Here is a 21872-nt window from a genome sequence, read left to right on the forward strand (position 1 = left end):
TCCTCAATATTCTTAAGCACCAATGGATCCAACAGCGGAGAGGAATAATTCCAATCCGTCGACCGAGGGGCCTGTTAACGTTTCGATGGCGTGCTCTGGGTGAGGCATCAACCCCACCACGCGCCCATTGGCACTCGTGATACCGGCAATGGCATTGATGGAGCCGTTGAAGTTATCGGTATAGCGGAAGACAACTCGGCCCTCTCCTTCGAGCATGTCTACGGTGTCCTGTGACGCTTGGAAGCGACCTTCGCCGTGCTTAGCAGGGACGAGGATGCGGGAGCCTTCGGAGAGTGTATTCGTCCACGCAGTATCTGCACGCACGACCTCGAGGTAGGTATCAACGCAATGGAAATGCAATCCTTGGTTTCTCGTCAGTGCGCCAGGGAGGAGGTGAGCCTCGGTGAGGATTTGGAATCCATTGCAAATTCCCAGCACAGGCATGCCCTTAGCAGCCTGTTCGATGACTGATTGCATCACAGGCGCCAATGCCGAGATCGCTCCACTACGCAGGTAGTCTCCATAAGAAAAGCCTCCAGGCACAACCACCGCATCGACTCCCTTGAGATCGTGGTCTGCGTGCCAGAGGCTTATGGCTTCTGCGCCGGCATATCTCACCGCGCGTGCTGCATCGACATCGTCGAGTGTGCCAGGAAAAGTAATAACTCCGATCTTCGCGCTCATTACTGGGCTGCTCCCGTGGCTGCTTCGAAAACGATATCGAATTCTTCGATCACAGTATTGGCCAGCAAGGTTTCGGCCATATGCTCAAGCTCTTCAGTACTAATATTCTCGTCTACCTCAATTTCGAAGCGCTTGCCTTGTCGCACATCTGTGATTCCCTTTATGTTCAGGCGTCCTAGCGCTCGAACAACGGCTTGGCCCTGGGGATCGAGAATCTCCGCTTTGGGCATAACATTTACTACTACACGGGCCACCTTGCACGCTCCTTGGCTATCGGCGTTCAGTACTATTTTCCAAGGTGTGCCAGAGCGCACACCACGGGTGAAACTTTACCCTGTGCGCTGGAAGTATGAGCCATTTTTTCCCAAAGATCCTCACGCCCCCTATTCACCATGTCACAAGCGAACGAAGAAAACTCTTCCAGTGGCGATCTTGGGAGATGAGTTGGCTACCGCAGCGAGGGTAAAACGGATACCTGTTCACCCCACCGCGAATGAGCTATTAACAAACTTTTAGCCAACCACAACCCAACCACAATCAAACCCAGTTTCTGTCATTTTTATGACCAGCTTGAAAAATATGCGGATTCTGGAAGATCTGGGCATTATAGGCAGCGTGGGATAACGCACTTTCTATATCCAGATAAGACCTACAAACTGGGCCTCTACCCACAATTACGCTCACCTCGTGGTGGGCCACCTCGTTGCCAGCATCAGTATGGAGAATATCAGCCTCGTCATTAACTCCCCATATGGTGCCAAAGCCCTTTTTCGCGCCCTTGATCAGAACCTTCTGAAGGAACGGTCAGTACCGACGATTGAGCAAAAAAGTACCCGCACTCTTAATGAGTACGGGTACGTTCAACTATTTTTCGAGGCCGGTGGCCTGATTAATAAGCCAAGCGTATTCGAAGGCGGATTGCCGCCATGATTCATAGCGGCCGGAGACGCCTCCGTGGCCGGCCACCATCTCAGTTTTCAACAAGAAGGTGCCACCGGTCGCGGTCTCGCGCAGCCGGGCGATCCATTTCGCAGGCTCCACGTAAAACACTCGGGTGTCGTTAAGTGAGGTGGTAGCTAGAATATTGGGGTATTTTTGGGGCGCGATATTCTCATATGGCGCATAGGAAGCCATATATTCATAGACTTCTTGGCTCTCCAAGGGATTACCCCACTCTTCCCACTCTCCCACCGTTAAAGGTAGCTCCGGCTTCAACATGGAGGTCAGGGGATCAACAAATGGCACATCGGCCTCTATGGCGCAAAAGCGATCGGGAGCCATATTTGCCACAGCGCCCATGAGAAGACCGCCAGCGGAACCACCATTAGCTACCAGCATCTCTGGCTGAGTAATACCCTGTTCAATGAGGGCATCGGCTACCGCAATGAAGTCCGTAAAAGTATTCATCTTGTGCAGGATTTTGCCGGTGTTATACCACTCGCGACCCATTTCACCACCGCCACGGATATGGGCGACCGCGAAAATCATGCCTCGATCGAGCAGTGATAGGCGGAGCACGCTAAAGCCGGGCTCCATGCTCGCCTCATACGAGCCGTATCCGTAAAGCAAGGTGGGGTTTGGGCGGCTGATATCCATATCGGCACGGTGGACAATGGAAACGGGAATGGCAACTCCATCTGCAGCTTCGACCCACATCCGCTTGGAAATATAGTTGCTGCGATCATAGCCGCCCTCGATCTCCTGTTCTTTCAAGAGAGTGAAGTTTCTACTTGCTACGTGGTAGTCGAAAAGCCTAGAAGGGGTGGTAAAGGAGGTATAGCTCACCCGCACGACGGGAGCCTCCCATTGAGGATTACCTCCGATGCCGACGGAGTAGAGTTCTTCATCAAAGGTGAGCTCTCGAAGTTCACCAAAACTAGTGTCACTGATCTCCATAACCCCGGCGCGTCCTATACCACCTGAGCGGTAGCCCACAAAGAGGAAATCGCGGTAGCAATCCACCCCATCGATGCGAGCGCTATCATTATGAGCAATCAATTCCCTGGCTGTGCCGAAGTCTAGGGGTTGGCCGACTGGACTATACGCTAGGGAGAAATTGGGGCCGAAAGCATTGTGCGTGACCACCCACATATCGTCACCAGCTACGACGGCGTGGTCAACTTCGTATTCGATATCGGCTTCGCGGGGTCGAATGCATACAAATCCCCCCTCGGGTTCGTGGGAATCGAGGTACCAGGTCTCAGAGCTAGTACGCGAGCTCACTCCGATAATGAGATATTTTTCGCTGCGCACTGAGCCAATACCGACACTAAAACGTTCGTCATCCTCGTAAAATACGCGAACGTCTTCGTCTACAGGGCTTCCGATCTTGTGGCGCCAGATGGAATCTGCACGCCACGCCTCATCCACGCGGGTATAGAAGATATACTCCTCGCCAATCCAGGTAGCGCCATAGTGAATGTCACTCAGAGTATCCTCGAGCAGCGTCCCAGTTTTTAAATCTTTAATGCGCAGCGTAAAGCGCTCGTCTCCCTGGGTGTCGGTGGAGTATGCAAGGTAGCGGCCACTCTTGGTGATGCTGGTGGCACCGAGAGCAAAAAACTCCTGTCCGTCTGCGAGCTCATTCAGGTCCAGCAAGACTTCCTCGCCTGGCACCTCTCCGGTATCTGGAATCACGGGTGGCGTCCAGGTGTCGGCACCGGGGGTTACGCGGACTCGGCAGGAAATGCCGTAACTTTTTCCTTCTTCGGTGCGCGAATAATACCAATGTTCACCCATGCGCTGGGGCACCGACATATCGGTTTCTTTCACTCGCGCCTTGAGCTCGGAAAAGATAGCTTCGCTCAAGGGAGTCAGATGCTCGGTGTGCTGTGCAGTATAAGCGTTTTCAGCCTCGAGATAGCTAATGGTCTCAGGATCTTCTTTTGCCCGCAGCCATTCATAGTTATCAACAAAATCGATTCCATGAACAGTGCGGACTATGGGTTTTTTCTTAGCAACAGGGGCATTCATAGCCCACATAGTACTGCCCTGAGAGCTGGAGATGAATTTATCAGGCGCTCTCGCCCAACCACTCGCTAAACTTCCGGCCCGTAATCCGCTCAAAGGCCTCGACGTAGCGTTCCCGCGTTGCCTCTATAACCGAGCCGGGCAAGGATGGCGGAGCCTGGTTGGAGTCGGTGGACCACCCCGATTTAGGCCCGGTGAGCCAATTGCGCACAAATTGCTTATCAAAACTAGGCTGCGCTTGACCCTCTTGGTAGGTGCTGGCTGGCCAATAGCGAGAAGAATCAGGGGTGAGTACTTCGTCGGCCAGCACTACGTTGCCATCGGCATCGAGACCGAATTCAAATTTAGTATCGGCGAGAATAAGTCCCTTTTCCAAGGCTAATTCCGCGGCACGTTGATAGATCGATATTGAGGCGTCGCGCAGTTCTGTGGCGCGCTCAATGCCCAAACGAGCTACCACGCGATCGAAGGACACATTTTCGTCGTGGTCGCCCTTTTCCGCCTTCGTCGCTGGGGTGAAGATGGGTTCCGGCAGGTGGGAGGCCTCGACAAGCCCTGCAGGCAATTCAACGTCACATATTGAACCGGCATTCTTATATTCGCTTAAGCCCGAGCCGGTGAGATACCCGCGCACAATACATTCAAAGGGAAGCATCTCAAGTTTGCGACATATCATAGCCCGACCCAGAACATCTTCAGGGATTCTCTCATCATCGATAGCTCCCACCACGTGATTGGGGAAGTCAATATTGTCGAAGAAGTACATGCTCATCGCTGTGAGCACCCGGCCCTTATCAGGGATCTCCGAGTCCAAGACGTGGTCATAAGCGGAGATACGATCAGAGGCGACAAGCAATAAGGTCGCCTCATCGATCTCGTAGATTTCACGTACTTTACCTGCGGAAAGGTGCTTATACTGAGAAAGTTCAGGGCGCATGTAGATTGAGTTTAGACCCTTTCGAGCGCCGCTGCTAGTTAACCTGGAAAGATTCAGATTATCTTATACTCAAGCTATCCCTTGGTATCCTAAGCGATCCCGCCAATGGCCTCGTATCCATTAAAACCGGGGATGTGTCATTCTTAAAATCTCACCATAGGCCTAGTGCAACACCGCAATAGTAGCGCGAGGCCTGGCATCGTAAAGATCCCAAATGCTTGATTCAGCCAGCTACATAATTCTGTAACCGCACCGGTGAAACTAGATGGTCAATAGATATAAAAAGCATAGGAGGTACACCCTATTTTATTTCTAGGGGCACCTCCCTGCAGCTAGTGTGCGGCCTATAGGATTTCTGCTGGTTGGTATTGCCGCGAATCCGGGTATCGCGCAACGAGCTCATTCACCCGCGCTATCACCCGAGCTGTTTGCGATTGCGACGCTCCTATGAAGGCATGACGGTCAGCTAGAGCCTCCTCTAAGGCTTTGACATCGAGAGGGAAACGCGGATCCTTCGCTAAGCGTTGCACGAGGTCCTGTTCGCCTCCGTGTTCTCTCATATTGAGAGCTACAGCCACGGCGTGCTCCTTGATGAGCTCGTGTGCTTCCTCTCTACCAAAGCCAGTTTTCACCGCTGCCATGAGGATCCGAGTGGTGGCTAGGAAAGGAAGGTAGCGTTCAAGTTCTCGATCGAGCATCGCTGGAAAGGCTCCGAACTCTTCGAGGATTGTTAAGAAGGTTTCGAACATCCCGTCGAGAGCGAAGAATGCGTCAGGGAGTGCAACCCTTCGCACTACAGAGCAGAACACATCTCCCTCGTTCCACTGCTGGCCCGATAAGTCCGCGACCATGGTGAGATATCCGCGAAGGATCACCTGAAGTCCGCATACTCTCTCACATGAGCGGGCGTTCATCTTGTGGGGCATCGCAGAGGAGCCTACTTGTCCCTCCTTGAAACCCTCGGTTACGGTCTCGTTGCCAGCCATTAACCTAATGGTATGGGCAAAGGACGAAGGTCCAGCCCCTAGATGCACCAGCGTAGAGACGGCGTCGAAGTCGAGGGAGCGAGGGTAGACCTGACCGACCGAGTCGCACGTGCGCGAGAAGCCCAAATAATCGGCGATGGTGATCTCAAGAGAGGTAAGTTTGGCCTCGTCGCCTCCCACCAGGTCGAGCATATCTTGCGCCGTTCCCATGGGGCCTTTTATGCCCCGTAAAGGATAGGTATCTAGGAAATTCTCGGCTCGCTCAATGGCAATCAGCATTTCCTCCGCTGCGGTTGCAAACCGTTTTCCGAGAGTGGTGGCTTGAGCAGCGACGTTGTGGGAGCGTCCAGCCATAACAAGACCAGCATATTGTTCTGCCCGCTGGGCCAAACGGTGGGCAACAGCCACCGCCTTAGACAGCACAATTTCGAAGGAGCGATAGACCTGTAGCTGTTCGACATTCTCGGTGAGATCTCGGGAAGTCATCCCTTTATGAATATGCTCATATCCCGCTAGAGCATTAAATTCCTCGATCCGCGCTTTGACATCATGGCGTGTTTTCCGCTCACGGGCTGCGATCGACTCAAGATCAACGTTGTCAAGGACACCCTCGTAGGCGGCAATTGCCACTGCTGGGATATCTACGCCCAGGTCGCGTTGGGCTTGCATCACGGTGATCCACAGCTGTCGCTCCATGATGATTTTTGCCTCAGGGCTCCACAGATCAACCAGCTCTGCGGAAGCATATCGGTTGGATAGGACGTTTACAATATTTGTTTTTTCAGCCACCCCATCATGATATTAGATCGTCGATAGGGATGTACGACGAAACCTAAAAGTCACCAAATAAGCACAATTAGTATGTGGTAATGGCACAATACAGAAACCCAGAAGGCCTCCGCTTAATGAAGCGGAGGCCTTCTATCTATCGGAACAGGAGAACAAAATTTTAGCTACTGATTCTCTCCTAGTTTCGACGACGGCGTGCTACCAGTAGGGCACTTGCCCCTAAGAGAAGGAGCACGAGTGCAATACCGAGGAGCCAGAACACAGAGGCGCCAGTCTGAGCCAAGGCGGACATCCCTCCCTTGCTTTCACCATTTTTATCACCTGGGTGGGTTTTCTCAATGCCCTTCTTAGTATCCTTGTCGATACCCTTACCTGGCGTTCCCGGCTCCGCTGGGGGATTGGGTTTGCCAGGTATCCCTGGAATAAACGGCAAGAACGGAATCAGCGGTGTTGTTCCCGGCTCGCTTGGCACTCTGTCATTGGCGATATCGCCGAGATCAACATTCTTAGCTTCAGTGCCGATCGTTATCGGAACGGAATTGTTTGCTAGGACGAAGCCACTCGGCGCCTTTACCTCAACGAGCTCGTAGTCACCTGGCTTGACGGCGGTAAACGAAATCAACCCTTGTGAATCGGAGGTCGCTTCAGCGATCACCGAGGCCCCTTGGCGTAATTCGAATTCCGCCCCCTCAAGTGGCTTCTTGGTATCAGCGGCGATCTTCCTCGCTGTCACCATTGTTGGATCGTTCTGTACCGGATCTAGCTCGATAGGGTCACCCTTTTCAGAAATCGTCACCGTGATGGCCTGTGCAGATGCGCGCCATCCAGCAGGTGGGGCGATTTCCTTGATCGTGTACTCACCGTATGGAATGGCCTCGAAGATTACTTCTCCAGCGTCATTGGAGACGGCGGTTCGGATGAGCTCGCCCTTTGCATCATGGATTCCGAATTCGGCACCAGCTAGTGGTGCGCCATTCGTCGAGTCAACCTTCATGAACTTAATTGACCGAGTGATTTGTTCGTTCGCAATATTGCCCAGATCCACAACCTGGCCATGCTCAACTATAGAGAAGGTGTACTTCTCTTGAGACGTTAACCAGCCTTCAGGGGCCTTGGTCTCACGCAACTCATAGTCACCATAAGGAAGCTCAGCGAATTCGATATTGCCATCGTTATCACTTGTGGACTTATCGATAACATCATCGATAACCACACCATCCTCGATCTTGCGTAGCTCGAACTCAGCTCCGCTCAAAACGCGGTTCTGATCAACTGCATCGACCTTTTTGGCTCTGAAGCCTCCGCGAATGAGGTCATTGACAATTTTCCCGTTGACGCCCAGTTTCACTATTTCGCCCTGTTCGGTGATGCTCACTGGCCAAGCATTCCTTTCCTCTTCTGGAAGAAGGTAGCCAATGGCGGGTGTGATTTCTTTGACTAGGTAGTCACCGTAGAGCAAATTATTGAAGGAAACTTCACCTCGTTCGTTGCTCCGTTGAGTATCCACAGGTTGATCTTCGCGAATACCGTCTTGGTCCTTCTTGTAAATACCGAAGGTCGCACCAGAAATTACCTTCTCAGTTTCGGCCTCTACCTTGGTGAAGGAAGCAGATCCGCGAATCTGGTTGTTGGTGAGTTCGCCGTAATCTATTGGATCTCCAACCTCAGTCACATTGACCACCAACGGTTCTTTCAGAGGTTCGTACCCTTCCAATGGCTCCTTTTCAACCAGAAGGTAAGTTCCGAATAGTACGTCCGGGAAGGTAATTTTTCCGTCAGCTTGCGAGGTGGCGGTATAGGACGGTTGCTTTTCATAATTCTCACGCGATGTGTTGCTTTCAGCGCCGTCCAGATTTTTGTACAGTTCGAAGACGACTCCCTCTAGCGGTACCCCTGAATCAGACACCTTAGTGGCGGTGATAGTACGGGTGATTGGGTTGTTTACAATATCGCCGACTTCGTATTCGAGTCTTTCCGAGTTGATTTCTACTGCCTCGTGAACAATATTCGGATCTGGAATCCTGTAGCCAAGAGGAGCGCGAGTTTCGAGGAGCTGATATTCTCCCCACTCCACGTTGTCGAATGTGGCGACTCCCTCGGCATTGGTCACCGCAGTCTGTGCGGGGTCAGCATAGGATCCATCCTCAAGCTTCTTGGCGAGCTTAAATACAGCTCCCTTCAGCGGATTCGCAGGCGATGCGTTGTCGACCTTGCGCACGGTCACGGTACCAGGAAGCCGGTCATTGCTGACCTCTTTAATGATCGGATCAATCGTATTATCGAGTCCAACGATCACTTCAGTATTGTCGAGTTTCTTATATCCACGTGGAGCTTCAACTTCTTCCAACGCGTAGGTGCCAACGAGGACATCCTTGAAGATGAGCTTACCATTAGCGTCGGTGCGGCCATTCACTTGAGGGTAGCTCTTGTGAACTAGATTAAACTCCACGCCTTCAAGTAGAGCTCTTGAGGTCGCGTCAGTTTTGATTATCTTCACGTCACGTCTCGCGGCCAAACCAGCATTGCGAACCGCCGTACGTGATTGAGGATTCAGACTAAATTCTGCCGTCGCTCCCTCGAGATTGACGTCACTGCAGGTCTTTTCTTTTGCAGTAAGGCAAACATCTTGAGCATCTTGAGTCCAATACTGTGCAGGGTCGCCCTTCTCGAAGACGATATACCGACCGTCACCTCGGTTAAAGATGTCGTGCGAGTACTCACCCTGTTCGTTCGTCGAGCCCTCGATGCGCTGACCGTTAGGATCAAGTGCGTCTTCTCCGTTCGCTTCTTTCAAAACCCAACGAAGGTTGGCAACGCCCGGTTCGCCGTCATCTTGGACTCCGTTAGCGTTCACATCGTTGAATACCTTGCCGGACACTATATATTTCAGTGCTTCCACATAGACTTGGTTTGCTTCAACATAGTTATTCCCAGCGCCCGAGAGTGCCACCGACATGACAGCGCGATCGCCGTAGTTGAGAGCCTTAGTTGCTTCACTGAAGGGGATCGTCACTGGAAGGTTGAAGTACACCCTCTCGTTACTCGCGATCACTTGGCCAGCCTTCAGGACGGCCTTGACGGCGGTAACCTTTGCCCATTCATCGGGTCCAATATCTTCGGCCATCTTCCAGACAGCAACGTCCTGGCCACCTGGATACCCACCGATGGGCTGCCGTGGGTTTTGAGGCTGTTCTGTCATTGTGTAGTAGATATCGAACATATCGATGGCTGGATTCTTAGTACCGTCGGGGGCGATCTTCTCTACCGTGGTTACAGGCCCAGTTAGAGGAGTACGGAAAGCGGAGTGATCTCCGGTAGTTTTGTTGCCGTTCTCATCCCTAGACTCCCAGGTCCGGTCGAGGTACTCCCCCTTTTCGTTAGCAACAATCGTGTAGTCTTCTTCACCGGGCAGAAGCGCCAGGATGGACACCGTTTGGGCAGGGATTAGGGTGTTATTAGTCAGACTCATCTGGTAGGTAAATGTACTGCCGATTTCGTGAGCAGTTTCTAACACCAAATTCTCTGAAGGACTAGCGACTTCAACTTTACTACTAATCTCCAGAGGTGCAGCGAGAGCGATAACACGTTGTGCTGTAGCAAAGCTTTCATCCGTATTGCCGTCCTTGTCGAGATCGAGGGTATCGACGTAGGGCGTTCCTCCGTCCCTAGGGGTTGCGGCTTTAATTTCATCGGCATTGTCCCATACAGAATAAGTCTGTACCGTGTTGGGTCCAAAATTGGCATTTTTGGTCGTATCCACCGTGAGATAGATATCGATATTAGCGTTCGAGCTTCCTAGTGCGGGCGCTTCGTAATCGATGTCACCGAATGCGTAGACCAGAGCCGTTAAGCCTGTATTCTTGTAATTGGGGATAACCTGTGGTTCTGCAGGAGATTTATCTACCTTGCCCGATCCCGCAGCGTGGATTCCTAGGGTATTCACGTAATCCACCCCAGGAGGTAGAAGCACAATCTGACGAAGATTCCTTACCGTATTTTTAGTTACACCCCAGTTTCCAACCGCTTGGACTCTCACGTTTAGAGCCGCGACGCGGTCGCAGTTAGCAGGGGTCAATTTATCAAGACCAGCACACTCGGATAGGGCGGTACGGGTATCTGTGGGATTAAAGGCCCCGTAGGCCTCTCTAAGTTCCCACCCGTCTTTGGAGAAGAATTCTCTATCAAGAGTGGTGCTAATCGAAGTCTTCAGACGTGGTCGATGACCCTTCACAAGGATAGGATTATTACCAGTTCCATCAAACTTAGTTTCATCAAATTTCACACCATCGACGCGTTCGTGCCGCACGTCAGCTGTTGCGCGATTGGAATACGACTTTGATAGTTCTGCGATTTGTTCAGCTGGAGTTTGAGCAAGCTCCTGCTTCCACCACGCCAGCTCCGCATCTGTTGGGTAAGCCCAAACGTTGAATGGAAGCCCGATATTATCTAGCTCCAAGGGCGGATCGAATACAAGCTTAAGCTCTTTATACTCTCGGTCGGTGTCATTGATGGCAACAAAATCCCCTGGCATGAGATCCGCTGCCAGCTCGATGCGAGAATCGTCATCGCGAACTCCATATAGTTTGACTTTTGAATCTCGAATTCGCTGATAGATTTCGCTCTTGCTAAAGGTCGAGCTATTGCTTAAGAATTTGCTGTTGAACTGGAACTTTTGGTAATAAAGACCCGGATCAAGGTCCCTGTCCGTCACCTCATAAAGGAAATCGTGAATACCACCGGTTCTATCGTCGTAGCCTGAACCGTTATTCGATTGATTGACGTTAATACGCCACTTCATACCGCCAAGAGATGCTAGGAGCTTCGGGTCTCGTGTCTTGCCCTTCTGAGAATCGTCCAGGCTGATTGGTCGGTAGTATCGCGGCGGGCGGCTGCCATACTTATAAGAAAGTGCCTCACCGTCCGTGACCCAATCGGTGTACTGCGGTAAACCGACCTGGTACTCGTCTGAGAGTGCGTACATACGCACTTTGTCGACCTTTACCACGCTCCCCCTCTGGAAGGGTACGACTTCTTCTTTGAAGGCCGTTCCGACCGAGGTTTCCTCTGCATAGACTTCCTCTTTAGTTCCCTTGTCGACCCAACTCTTTAGGAAAATGGGGAAGATCTTCTTCGAGCCGTCAGGGTTTACAATGTCGGCATCGTAGCGGAGAGTTAGTGGAATGCCGTCAGACCAGTAGGCTGAAATACTTTTGTTTCTCGCGTAAGGAAGGGAATAGGTGAGCGTACGAGCTACTGGATCCCAAACCCAGTAGTTCTCGGTTTTATCAACTTTCGCACCCTCGGGAACAGTAACTTGGTAGGTTACAGTCTTGCCGTCATAAAGGCCTTTACCACTTGGCGCACCAGAGGGGCGAACTTGATTAATTCTCACCTTATATCTAAAGGTTTTATCCTTTGGCGCACGATCGGTTTTGGTTTCGCTTTTGAATTTATAAATTCCAACCTGTGGATCATTGATAGGTTTTTTTTCGGTGAAACCTCCATCGAGCAAAATGCGACTTTTGTACTGAGAAATCGACTGTGCGGTGAACGTGATGTTTTCCGTACGGCTTGGTAATTCATCGGAACTAAACGTCGCCTGCGGAGTGACCTCTACGCCACTGGGGGTGAGTCTATTCTTAAAGGCAAAAGCGAGTGGGAACTGGAAAATCTGTCCACTCTTCAGCTTTTTGAACGTATATTCAACATAGAAAGCATCGTCATTTTCGCCGATTTCCGAGGAGTCTGCTGACTCGAGACGAGCAAAGTCTGGTTTCTCATTGTACACTACCGAACCGTCAGAACTGCGGGTCTTTGGTACGGTGATCGTTACTTTCGCATTATTTAACTCAACATCTGCACCTGAGACCGCGAGCGTAACTATGGGATCAATGCGCTCACCAGACCAGTAGTCGAGTCTATCGTCGGTACTATTAACGAGCCCTTCCTTGGTCCTGATATCAAAGCGCACCAGACTCTTATCATCTGGAGCGGCCACTGATATCGGAGCATCGTTATTTTCTATTATCGGCGCAGTCGCGTCGGATGCTTCCGCCGGAGCGGGTTGATCGTCAGGGACTGCGCTGGGGGTCGTAACTATGTCATCGGGAGCCACCGATGTTGTGGCTCTATCATCTTGGGCCCACGCAGGAATCGCCATCTGGGCAGAGGTTAGCCCGAGGATTACTGCGAGGACCATGAGCGCTCGTGTGATGAGCGATCTGGTCTCTGCAAACTTAAACATGTGATGATATTAACAGTTATCACAAATAAGGGTTGGGCCATTTAATTTTTTCTGGAAAAGGGTGCCCCCGAAGCCACAGATCACCGATTCTGGGGCGTTCAAGCCGCTGGCAGACGGTGACGTATGCCAGCAGATCTCGCGGAGAAGAAGCAAGTTGAGCTTTGATACACATATGTGCCAGGTTATAGAAACCTGCGATTTGCCTTAACTTAAGCCAAATTTTAGCTCACTGCTCCGAAGGCACTGGGCTTATCATTTCAACCATCAACTGACCAGGTGACCTCACGATTATGTCCAGCATGATTCGCTTATGCGAAGAGAATCACGCCTTCCCCCCAGCGGCGCTAAGTAATGTCGAGATCTACGGAATCTTAATTTTTCCCTCTATCGCGGCCGTAGCTATATCGCGACGGTAGTGCGAACCATCAAGGGAGACAGTTCTCAAGATTTCATAGGCCTCCCGCTGCGCTTCAGCTAGAGTGTCTCCGGTTGCCACAACATTAATCACCCGTCCCCCCGCAGCTACCGTCTCTCCCGCTGCATTTAGAGCGGTACCAGCGTGCAAGATATGCGGATGATCGACACCGCTCACCACTCCACCAAGCTGTGGGGCAGTCGGATAACCTGGGGCCGCGAGCACGACCGTCAGAGCCGCGCCGTCATCCCACTCCAAGGCGGGGTGCTGGGCCAATTTCTCCGTGGCTACTGCATGCAGCAGCGTTCCGAGAGGGGTCTTTAATAAAGCCAGCACCGCCTGGGTCTCGGGATCGCCGAAACGACAGTTAAATTCCACTACGGCTGGACCCTCCGCACCCCAGGCGATCCCAGCGTAGAGCAGACCTGAATAGCTGCAACCACGGGCCACCATTTCCTTAGCTACCGGTATGCACACCTCATCGACAATGCGCTGCACCCCGTCATCGGGTAGCCACGGTAGGGGACAATACGCGCCCATGCCGCCGGTATTGGGGCCTGTATCCCCCTCCCCCACACGCTTATGATCTTGGGCAGGTAGGAGGGGAATAACAGTCTCGCCATCAACGAGACAAAAGAGGGTAACCTCCGGCCCATCCAGGAAGGATTCCAATAGTACTGGGTTTCCAGCACCTAAAACGGTGTGCACATGATCAAGGGCCGCCGTGCGATCATCGGTGACAACCACACCCTTGCCGCCAGCTAGTCCATCATCTTTAACAACGAAATGTGGGCCGAATCTATTCAACGCCGCATCTATGTCGGCATCCGTCGAGCCTGGGGAGAGCTGCTCCGCGCGTGCGGTTCGCACACCGGCTTTGGCCATTACATCCTTGGCAAAGGCTTTTGATCCCTCAATGTGAGCGGCTTGCTGATTAGGGCCAAAGACCGCAAATCCTTGAGCACGAAGCGCATCCGCAACACCAGCGACAAGGGGTATCTCGGGCCCAATCACAACCAAATCCGCAGCAACTTCCTGTGCCGCTTGAAGCATCTGTGACGGAGAATCAACCTGCGAGAATTCGGGGTGGATCTCAGCTACTGGAGCCATTCCCACATTCCCGGGAGCCACATGGATCGTCGTGACAGCTGGATCGTGGGATAAAGCTAGAACAAGGGCGTGCTCGCGGGCGCCCGACCCGATAACTAGAATGCGCATGGGCATTAGTTTAGCCCCAAAAAATAGCTCATCTACTAGTGTTGATGATATGACGAGCGTATTTAGCAAGATTATTAATGGTGAGTTGCCCGGCCGCTTTGTTTACCGCGATGAGGACGTGGTGGCTTTCCTCACCATCGAGCCTCTCTCTTATGGCCACACCCTGGTGGTTCCGGTCCAAGAAGTAGATAAGTGGACAGATCTTGAGCCTGAGGTGTGGGCCAAATTAACCGCTGTAGCCCAACGGGTGGGTCAGGCTATCGTGAGTACTTTTGATGCTCCACGGGCCGGATTTGTCATCGCTGGCTTCGATGTACCCCATACCCATATTCACGTATTTCCTGCCACGGATATGGGCGATTATGATTTCCGCACTGCCCTGAAGATGAATGAGACAGACCCTAAACTCATGGATGAGGCGGCGCTGAAGATAAGCCTAGCGCTCTCCGCCCAGAACTAGACCTCTTTGAAGGGGTGATATCGGGGCAAAATCACCCTAAATATTGTGCCCTCACCAGGTGCGGTCTTCACAGAGACTGCACCTTTATGTGCCTCTACTATGGACTTCACTATAGCCAGACCGAGACCGGAGCCTCCGGTTGAGCGGGTACGTGAGGTATCTGCACGGTAAAATCGCTCGAAAATATGATCGGCATCTTCCTTTTCGATGCCCACGCCATCATCGGCCACATCGATGAAGAAGGCAGACTCATTCTCTCCAATCACAACGCGCACCGTGGCCTCGTCGCCAGCATGTTTCAACGCATTGACCATAAGGTTCATAATCACTCGGCGTAACCGGGCCTTATCACCTAAGACGACGGGGAGGGTTTGTGCGGAATTTTCCACCTTGATATCGCGCTGCGGATAGGCTCCCCGCAAGGAATCGAGTACCGATAGTGCTATCTCTAAAAGATCCACCGGCTGTTCTTCAAAGTGCTTTTCCTCCGCGCGAGTCAAGCTAAGGAGATCTTCCACCAGCAGCGACATCCGTGAAGATTCCTCCTCGATTTTGTCTAAGACCATACAGGCATCCTGAGTAGCGCCCGAGCGATATAACTCCGCATAACCGCGCACGCTGGTCAACGGAGTGCGTAACTCATGGGAAGCATCGCCGACGAAGCGGCGCATCTGCACTTCCTTGGCCTTTAGTTCCACAATCAGCGTCTGTAGCTGCTCCATCATCACGTTAATGGAACGGCTGAGGGCTCCCACCTCGGTATTCTCTGGTAAGACCGGAGCTCGGCGATCGAGGTCCCCGGTGGTGATTGCCTTGGCCGTATCCTCGACCAAACGCAGCGGTTGCAGGGTGCGTTGAATGATGACGTGTGCGAAGATCCCCACCATGGCCAGCACAATAAACCCAATGGATATTTGCCCTGCGGCGAGTCGGCTGAGAAATTCTTTATCACTACTAATTTCCTTAGCCACGATAACAATGAAGTCCGCGCGCTGAGTGGCAATAACGCGCCATTCCCCCTTATCTTCGCGATTCCACGAACGCACAGTCCGGGGAACTCCGTCGAATCGTATATCGCGGGTATCGGGAATCTCATCCGCCTGCTGGCTCACAAAGGCCAAGGTTCCATCTCGGTAATACCGAGCCACAAAATAATCGGAAGGGAGGGAGAATAAATTGCGCTGTGGGTGGTTATAAAGCGCATCACGCTGAGCCCAGGTCTCTAAACCCTGGCTCAATTCGTTATCCACTCGCGTTAAAGCCTCCGCCTCCATGGATCGCTGGATTGCAATACCCGAAGCCAACAGCCCGAAGCCGGTCATAAAGATAGTGACAAAGACGAGTATAAAACGCAAGGGGATGCCCACCCGTGGATCGCGTGCAGCCCGCGTAATCCGTGAGGTTCGAGAGGATTTTTCCATCACCGCATCATGCACAGCTACACCCCGTTACTGCCGCGGCCGACGCAGAACATATCCGACGCCGCGCACTGTATGAATAAGCGGCACATCGCCGGTATCGACTTTGCGGCGCAAATAGGAGATATAACTCTCCACCACATTGCCGTCGCCGCCAAAATCGTAGTGCCACACATTGTCCAGGATTTTAGCCTTCGACAGCACCACTTCCGCGTTAAGAAGCAGGTACCGGAGAAGATTGAACTCTGTGGGCGAGAGATCAATAACGTTCCCGGCGCGCTTGACCTCGTGTGTGAGATCATTCAGCTCCAGATCAGCGTATTTTAAAACACTGGAACTATCCTCGGCCTCCATGGCGGGCGTCCCGCGCCTTAAGATAACGCGGAGTCTCGTGATCACCTCTTCTAAGCTAAAAGGCTTGGTGACATAGTCGTCGGCGCCGATGGTTAAACCGTGAATACGGTGCTCAACTGCATCCTTAGCCGTGAGAAATAGAACGGGCCCATCAAAACCTTCGTCGCGCAGCCGCGGGAGTAGTTCGAAACCATCCATATGCGGCATCATCACATCTAGTATGAACGCATCGGGGTGGAAATCTCGAGCCACCACGAGGGCCTCCTTGCCGGACTGAGCAGTGGCCACATTAAAACCTTGGAAACGCAAGCTAACACTTAACAGTTCAACGATATTAGGTTCATCATCGACAACGAGAATTCTCGTCTCTTCTTCCTTCATCGTTCCACCCTTTCCTAGCTGCTCCGGTTATCAGGAAAGCCGCCTTCTATCAATATATGTGTCTTCAGCTTAGCGAGCTAGTTGAGCTAGAGGAACGGATGTACAATCAGGAGCCATGCCGCAGTCGATACATTCCGATTCTATTTCTACTACGCCAGCCAAGCGGTGGGGTTTTCTCGCCGTCATTTCTCTCGGGCTTTTTATGGTGGGAGCAGATAATTCAATTCTCTATACTGCGCTTCCCACACTGCGTCACGAATTAGGTCCGAGTGAGGTGCAGGCTTTGTGGATTATCAATGCCTACCCACTGGTGCTCGCGAGCCTTCTGTTGGGTACGGGCACATTGGGAGACAAAATTGGTCACCGCCGAATGTTTGAAATAGGTCTAATCTTTTTCGGACTCTCCTCTCTCGCAGCAGCCTTCGCCCCAACGCCGGCTTATCTTATTGCCGCTCGGGCCTTTCTTGGCGCTGGGGCAGCAACTATGATGCCCGCAACATTGGCTCTACTGCGCTTAACCTTTAGTGATATCAAAGAACGCAATACTGCCATCGGTGTGTGGGGCTCTGTGGCCACCTTGGGGGCTGCGTCGGGGCCGATTATGGGCGGCTTTCTCCTGGAGCACTTTTGGTGGGGCTCAGCCTTCTTAGTCAATATTCCGGTCGTCGTCATTGCCTTCCTCGCTACTTTTGCGCTGGCACCTAAAAATATCGCTGATCCCTCTCGGCACTGGGATGCGCCCTCCTCACTGTGGGCGGGGCTAACCATGGCGAGTGCGGTCGTGATTATTAAGGATCTCGCCCACAACGCCGATCTAACTGTTTTACTCCCCGCATCGATAGTGCTCATTGGCAGCGGCTACCTTTTCCACCAGCGCCAGGGCTCTTTAAGCGAGCCCGTTATTGCCTGGGGCATTTTTGCTAATCCGGTGCTTTCCGCTGGAGTACTGGGAGCTGGCATAGCAATGTTCATCATCTCTGGCACAGAACTCACCACCACGCAGCGCGCACAATTGGTCTTGGGGTTCAGCCCTCTCGAGGCAGGGCTTTTAACGGCAGCCGCGGCGGCCGCGGCCGTCCCCACGTCAGTTATCGGTGGAGCCTTTTTACACCGCATCGGTTTTCGACCTCTCATCGCCGGAGGTTTTGGCGTCATGAGTCTAGGTTTGCTCACGATGGTCTTGAGCCTCACGAAGCTCCTCGGTGATCGCGACTTCGCTATCTTAGTCCTGGGTCTGGTATTCGTTGGATTGGGCGGTGGCTTAGTGATGAGCGTGACGTCCACCGCTATTATTGGTTCAGCGCCCAAACGCCGGTTGGGAATGGCGAGTGCGGTGGAAGAGGTGTCCTATGAATTTGGAACCTTATTAGCGGTTGCCGTACTCGGGTCGCTGTTTCCGCTTTTCTTCTCTCTGGCATTCGGAGAGGGCGGCCGTGAAGCGTATGCCCATATCATCTCCGGCGACACTTCACCCCTAGCTTCCTTAATTGCGCTCGATCAGGCCTATCAAGGTGTCTTGAGTGTAGCTTTGATCGTTGCGATGGGAACGGGAATAATTACTTATATACTATTGCGCGGCAATCCTAAGGAAACCCTCTACGCCCACGAGTAGCAGGCAAAATACCCCCTAGGATTGTCCGGGGCGACCGCCTTGGATAGGGCAGTTATCGATTGCTGAGGGAAAAATCTGCTATCTAAAATGAGGTCGAGGGTTTAAAGTTGTTTCTATGACCCCGACAACGCCGGTCGCTGCCAAACCACTTCAGGCAGCCCCTGATTTTGCCGCCGCGACCCGAACCGATAAGAAAACTATCACCACGTGGGCGCTGTGGGACTTAGGATCCGCAGCCTTTAACGCCGTTCTCATCACCTTCGTATTCTCGGTTTATCTCACCGAGTCCGTGGGCAAAAATATCGACTCCCGCTTTTCCGCCACTTCATGGTTCGGCTGGGCAATCGCTGCCGGAGGCGTCCTCATTGCCTTGATAGCCCCCGTTATAGGCCAGCGTTCCGATGCCCGGGGCACGAGACGCCGCAGCGTCCGCTTCTGGAGCATTATCACTGTAGCTTTGATGTTTTCGCTGTTCTTCATCCGCAATGATGCCCCGATTTATTTCTGGCTAGGTATAGGCATCCTTGCCATCGCCTCGGTCACCTTTGAACTCGGTGAAGTCAGTTATTTCGCCATGTTGAACCAGATCTCCACGCCAGATAATGTCGGACGGGTTTCTGGCTTCGGCTGGGCAGCCGGCTACTTCGGCGGCATTATCCTCCTTGCTAGCTGCTATTTTGGTTTTATTGCCGGCGACGGCGGGCTGCTGGGAATATCCACCGAGGCCGGTTTTAATATCCGACTTGTCGCAGCCCTTTCCGCCCTCTGGTTCCTCATCTTCGCAGTTCCTGTCATGCTGAGAGTCCCCGAGATCCCCCCGAATCCACAAATCGCCACAGGGGGAATCCGCACGAGTTATGCACAACTGTTCAATACTTTAAAAACTTTATGGCGCACTGACCGTTCTGCGGTGTACTTCCTCATTTCCTCTGCCCTTTTCCGTGACGGCGTTGCAGCCGTCTTTACTTTTGGCGCGATCCTCGCTGTGTCCGTGTACGAACTCTCCCCTGGCGATGTCCTCCTCTTCGGCATTGCTGCCAATGTGGTTGCTGGACTCGGCGCCATCGGCTGCGGCTTTCTCGACGATCGCTTTGGACCCAAACCTGTCATTTTAGGATCGCTCTTTCTCATGGTTGCCGATTCCGTCGTCCTGTATTTCGTCTCGGGGCCGAAGAATTTCTGGATCTTTGGGCTCATCCTGTGCCTCTTCGTTGGCCCCATCCAATCATCCTCTCGAACCTTCCTCTCTCGCATGGCTCCTCAAGGTCATGAAGGGGAAATGTTCGGCCTCTACGCCACCACCGGCCGAGCAGTCAGCTGGCTTGCCCCCATGGCATTCTCGGCTGCCGTTGTGCACTTTGGCTCTGATCGCGCCGGAATCTTTGGTATTGGAATTGTGCTGCTCATGGGCGCTTTAGTGCTGCTCTTTGTCAAAGAGCCACGGCAATCTATGCTGGACTAATGGCACTTTTGGCTGCAGTACGCTCACTCTTCCAAACCCCTTACCGGGTAGCAACTATCGACGTTGCCAGAGCGACCCCACTGGCGCCGCTGGCACCTGTTGATTTTAGCGACCAAGTGCAGGTCAGCGCGGTACTCGATGTAGCCGCGCGCATTGGTGATATTCTCATTGCGGCCGGGACTACGCATACCGACGCCACCTATCAAGTCAAGGCTATCCTAGAGACCTTCGGATTATGGGACGCCCACGTTGATTTTACCAATAGTCGCATTCGTATCTTCGCCCGTATAAGCGGCGACTATAACGAACCCATCAATATCATTCGCGTCATCAGCAGCCCTCCCAATGATTACCACCGTCTTCGGCGGGTCGATGCCCTCATTCGAGATATCCACGCTCGCCGAGTCGATGTGGACACTGCCGATCGAATCTTGACCGAGATTATAACTGCTCCACCCACGGTAGGTATTTGGGGCATCATGGCCTCGTGGGCTGTTCTCGGCGGGGCTGTAACCGTGCTCATTGGCGGCGATATTTGGGTAGCTTTAACGTCTATGATTGCGGCCTTTGCGGTGGTGTGGGTGGCCACTGAGTTATCAAAGAAGGGAATGCCGCTTTTTCTTTTCAATGCCATTGGTGGCTTGATTGTGTCTATACTGGCGGCCCTGGCCTACCACGCAGGTGCTGAGCTGGGATTGATATTGCGCCCATCTATGGTGATTGCTACCGGAATTATTGCCTTGGCTGCTGGTCTCACCCTCTTTCAGGCCATTCAAAATGGTATATCCAACTCCCCAGTCACTGGAAGTGCTCGATTTTTTGACACAATGATCGCCACCGGCGGCATCGTGGCAGGCGTAGCGATGGGTATTGCACTGTCCAATTACCTCGGTATTCCCTTGCCACCCATGCAAACCCAACCAAATCCCAATTTTGCCTCGATGACCTTGAGGATTGTCGCGGGCGCTTTTGCCGCGGCGGGATTCGCACGTGGCTGTTTCGCAGATTGGTCCTCGGTTTGGGTGGCCAGCATCGTTAGTCTTTTTTCCACCAGTATCTTTTATCTCACCGTGATGCCCTTAGGTTTAGGCGGTATTACGAGCTCGGCTATAGCTGCAACTTTTATTGGGCTCATTGGCGGTTTATTAGCGCGCGGCTACGGGGTCCCACCACTGATCGTCTCGGCCTCAGCCGCGACCCCTCTGCTACCTGGTTTGGCAATTTATCGGGGTCTGTATGCCTTGACCCACGAGCAAATTCTCACCGGTTTTTCTAATCTCACGATCGCTCTTGCTATTGCTGCAGCTCTAAGCGCAGGGGTTTACTTAGGTGAATGGATAGCCAGGCGCATCAAGCGCCCTCGAGGTTTGCGTCGCTATATGCGCTTTAAGCGCATGCGGGCACGCGAAACATCGTATTTCACCGAAGATTAAACCAGCATTTATACCCCCTCAGTTCCCCCCACTCTTCGAGCACCGCTTAGCGCCAGGGACAGAGCGAAATCTGTTGTCCCTCTACTTTTTATTGCCCTGAGAAAGGGGCGCGTACAGCGCCACTTAAAAGCACGCTCGTGAAGGCTATTAGGTGTGCTGTCAGAGAAATTAGTGGGCGGGGAGGTATATAAATCCCAAGGAAAGGCCGGCCCGTCTCCTCCGAAGGACTTCGCTCCGCACGTGTCCGCTCAGCCCCCATGCCTTAACTTTCAGTACTTTAGTTCTGGCCTTTTAAGCCTACGCCTCACGTGTAAAACTCCAGCTCCACCACTTAAAGCGAACCTCCTGGGATGCTACCTGTCCGCGAAAATTAACGGTAAAGGCCCCATCCGCAATCACGGGTGGGGCCTTAAGTGAGCTGGAGACGAGACTTGAACTCGCAACCACCGGTTTACAAGACCGGTGCGCTACCAATTGCGCCACTCCAGCACTGCTGTGAAATACTACCT

At 52.6% G+C, this 21872-nt stretch carries 13 protein-coding genes and 1 tRNA gene; 4 read left to right on the forward strand and 10 right to left on the reverse strand.

Features of this window, described 5'->3' with window-relative positions; translation table 11 throughout:
• Window positions 1-12: 12 nt before the first annotated feature.
• The 7 genes from purQ to purD form a co-directional block, all read right to left on the reverse strand.
• A complete protein-coding gene (gene purQ, locus N7326_RS05880) occupies window positions 13-684 on the reverse strand; it encodes a phosphoribosylformylglycinamidine synthase subunit PurQ (protein ID WP_259078939.1) in 672 nt (223 codons plus the stop codon).
• Complete coding sequence (gene purS / locus N7326_RS05885) at window positions 684-938, reverse strand: phosphoribosylformylglycinamidine synthase subunit PurS (RefSeq protein WP_259158396.1); 255 nt, start codon at window positions 936-938, stop codon at window positions 684-686. The genes purQ and purS overlap by 1 nt, the downstream gene beginning before the upstream one ends.
• Before the next feature lie 610 nt (window positions 939-1548).
• Window positions 1549-3657 carry a S9 family peptidase gene (locus N7326_RS05890; RefSeq protein ID WP_263088312.1) on the reverse strand — a complete coding sequence of 703 codons (2109 nt, stop codon included), beginning with the start codon at window positions 3655-3657 and terminating at the stop codon, window positions 1549-1551.
• Between the two features lie 40 nt (window positions 3658-3697).
• Window positions 3698-4591, reverse strand: a complete 894-nt coding sequence (locus N7326_RS05895; protein ID WP_259078931.1) for a phosphoribosylaminoimidazolesuccinocarboxamide synthase — start codon at window positions 4589-4591, stop codon at window positions 3698-3700.
• 344 nt (window positions 4592-4935) lie between these two features.
• On the reverse strand, window positions 4936-6366 hold the full coding sequence (gene purB / locus N7326_RS05900) for an adenylosuccinate lyase (RefSeq protein WP_259078929.1): 1431 nt from the start codon (window positions 6364-6366) through the stop codon (window positions 4936-4938).
• 178 nt (window positions 6367-6544) lie between these two features.
• Complete coding sequence (locus N7326_RS05905; protein ID WP_263088313.1) at window positions 6545-12610, reverse strand: MSCRAMM family protein; 6066 nt, start codon at window positions 12608-12610, stop codon at window positions 6545-6547.
• Between the two features lie 361 nt (window positions 12611-12971).
• Window positions 12972-14243 (reverse strand): phosphoribosylamine--glycine ligase, encoded by a 1272-nt coding sequence (purD, locus tag N7326_RS05910; protein WP_259078913.1) that lies wholly within the window; start codon window positions 14241-14243, stop codon window positions 12972-12974.
• A gap of 49 nt (window positions 14244-14292) precedes the next feature.
• Here purD and N7326_RS05915 point away from each other — a divergent pair, with 49 nt between their 5' ends.
• Window positions 14293-14703, forward strand: coding sequence for an HIT family protein (locus N7326_RS05915; RefSeq protein WP_259078910.1), 411 nt, complete (start codon window positions 14293-14295; stop codon window positions 14701-14703).
• Here N7326_RS05915 and N7326_RS05920 read toward each other — a convergent pair.
• Window positions 14700-16139, reverse strand: coding sequence for a sensor histidine kinase (locus N7326_RS05920; protein ID WP_259078908.1), 1440 nt, complete (start codon window positions 16137-16139; stop codon window positions 14700-14702). The two genes, N7326_RS05915 and N7326_RS05920, sit on opposite strands and share 4 nt — an antisense overlap.
• Before the next feature lie 12 nt (window positions 16140-16151).
• Window positions 16152-16856, reverse strand: a complete 705-nt coding sequence (locus tag N7326_RS05925) for a response regulator transcription factor (protein WP_259078907.1) — start codon at window positions 16854-16856, stop codon at window positions 16152-16154.
• A gap of 115 nt (window positions 16857-16971) precedes the next feature.
• Between N7326_RS05925 and N7326_RS05930 the strand changes: the two genes are divergently transcribed.
• The 3 genes from N7326_RS05930 (at window position 16972) to N7326_RS05940 (ending at window position 21363) form a co-directional block, all read left to right on the forward strand.
• Window positions 16972-18468 (forward strand): MFS transporter, encoded by a 1497-nt coding sequence (locus N7326_RS05930; protein WP_259078906.1) that lies wholly within the window; start codon window positions 16972-16974, stop codon window positions 18466-18468.
• A 115-nt stretch (window positions 18469-18583) separates the two neighbouring features.
• A complete protein-coding gene (locus N7326_RS05935; protein WP_259078904.1) occupies window positions 18584-19930 on the forward strand; it encodes an MFS transporter in 1347 nt (448 codons plus the stop codon).
• The gene (locus N7326_RS05940) at window positions 19930-21363 is read left to right on the forward strand and encodes a threonine/serine ThrE exporter family protein (RefSeq protein WP_259078903.1); all 1434 of its coding nucleotides are present in this window, start codon (window positions 19930-19932) and stop codon (window positions 21361-21363) included. Before N7326_RS05935 ends, N7326_RS05940 begins: the two co-directional genes overlap by 1 nt.
• 416 nt (window positions 21364-21779) lie before the next feature.
• Here the strand turns inward: N7326_RS05940 and N7326_RS05945 are convergent.
• Window positions 21780-21852, reverse strand: a tRNA-Thr gene (locus tag N7326_RS05945).
• Window positions 21853-21872 lie beyond the last annotated feature (20 nt).

Source organism: Corynebacterium sp. ES2794-CONJ1 (assembly GCF_025660615.1).
GTDB lineage: Bacteria > Actinomycetota > Actinomycetes > Mycobacteriales > Mycobacteriaceae > Corynebacterium.

Coding starts and splice junctions, on each gene's coding strand:
- purQ (WP_259078939.1), bottom strand. CDS start 684: ATGAGCGCGAAGATCGGAGTTATTACTTTTCCTGGCACACTCGACGAT.
- N7326_RS05890 (WP_263088312.1), bottom strand. CDS start 3,657: ATGAATGCCCCTGTTGCTAAGAAAAAACCCATAGTCCGCACTGTTCAT.
- N7326_RS05895 (WP_259078931.1), bottom strand. CDS start 4,591: ATGCGCCCTGAACTTTCTCAGTATAAGCACCTTTCCGCAGGTAAAGTA.
- N7326_RS05905 (WP_263088313.1), bottom strand. CDS start 12,610: ATGTTTAAGTTTGCAGAGACCAGATCGCTCATCACACGAGCGCTCATG.
- purD (WP_259078913.1), bottom strand. CDS start 14,243: ATGCGCATTCTAGTTATCGGGTCGGGCGCCCGCGAGCACGCCCTTGTT.
- N7326_RS05915 (WP_259078910.1), top strand. CDS start 14,293: ATGACGAGCGTATTTAGCAAGATTATTAATGGTGAGTTGCCCGGCCGC.
- N7326_RS05925 (WP_259078907.1), bottom strand. CDS start 16,856: ATGAAGGAAGAAGAGACGAGAATTCTCGTTGTCGATGATGAACCTAAT.
- N7326_RS05930 (WP_259078906.1), top strand. CDS start 16,972: ATGCCGCAGTCGATACATTCCGATTCTATTTCTACTACGCCAGCCAAG.
- N7326_RS05935 (WP_259078904.1), top strand. CDS start 18,584: ATGACCCCGACAACGCCGGTCGCTGCCAAACCACTTCAGGCAGCCCCT.
- N7326_RS05940 (WP_259078903.1), top strand. CDS start 19,930: ATGGCACTTTTGGCTGCAGTACGCTCACTCTTCCAAACCCCTTACCGG.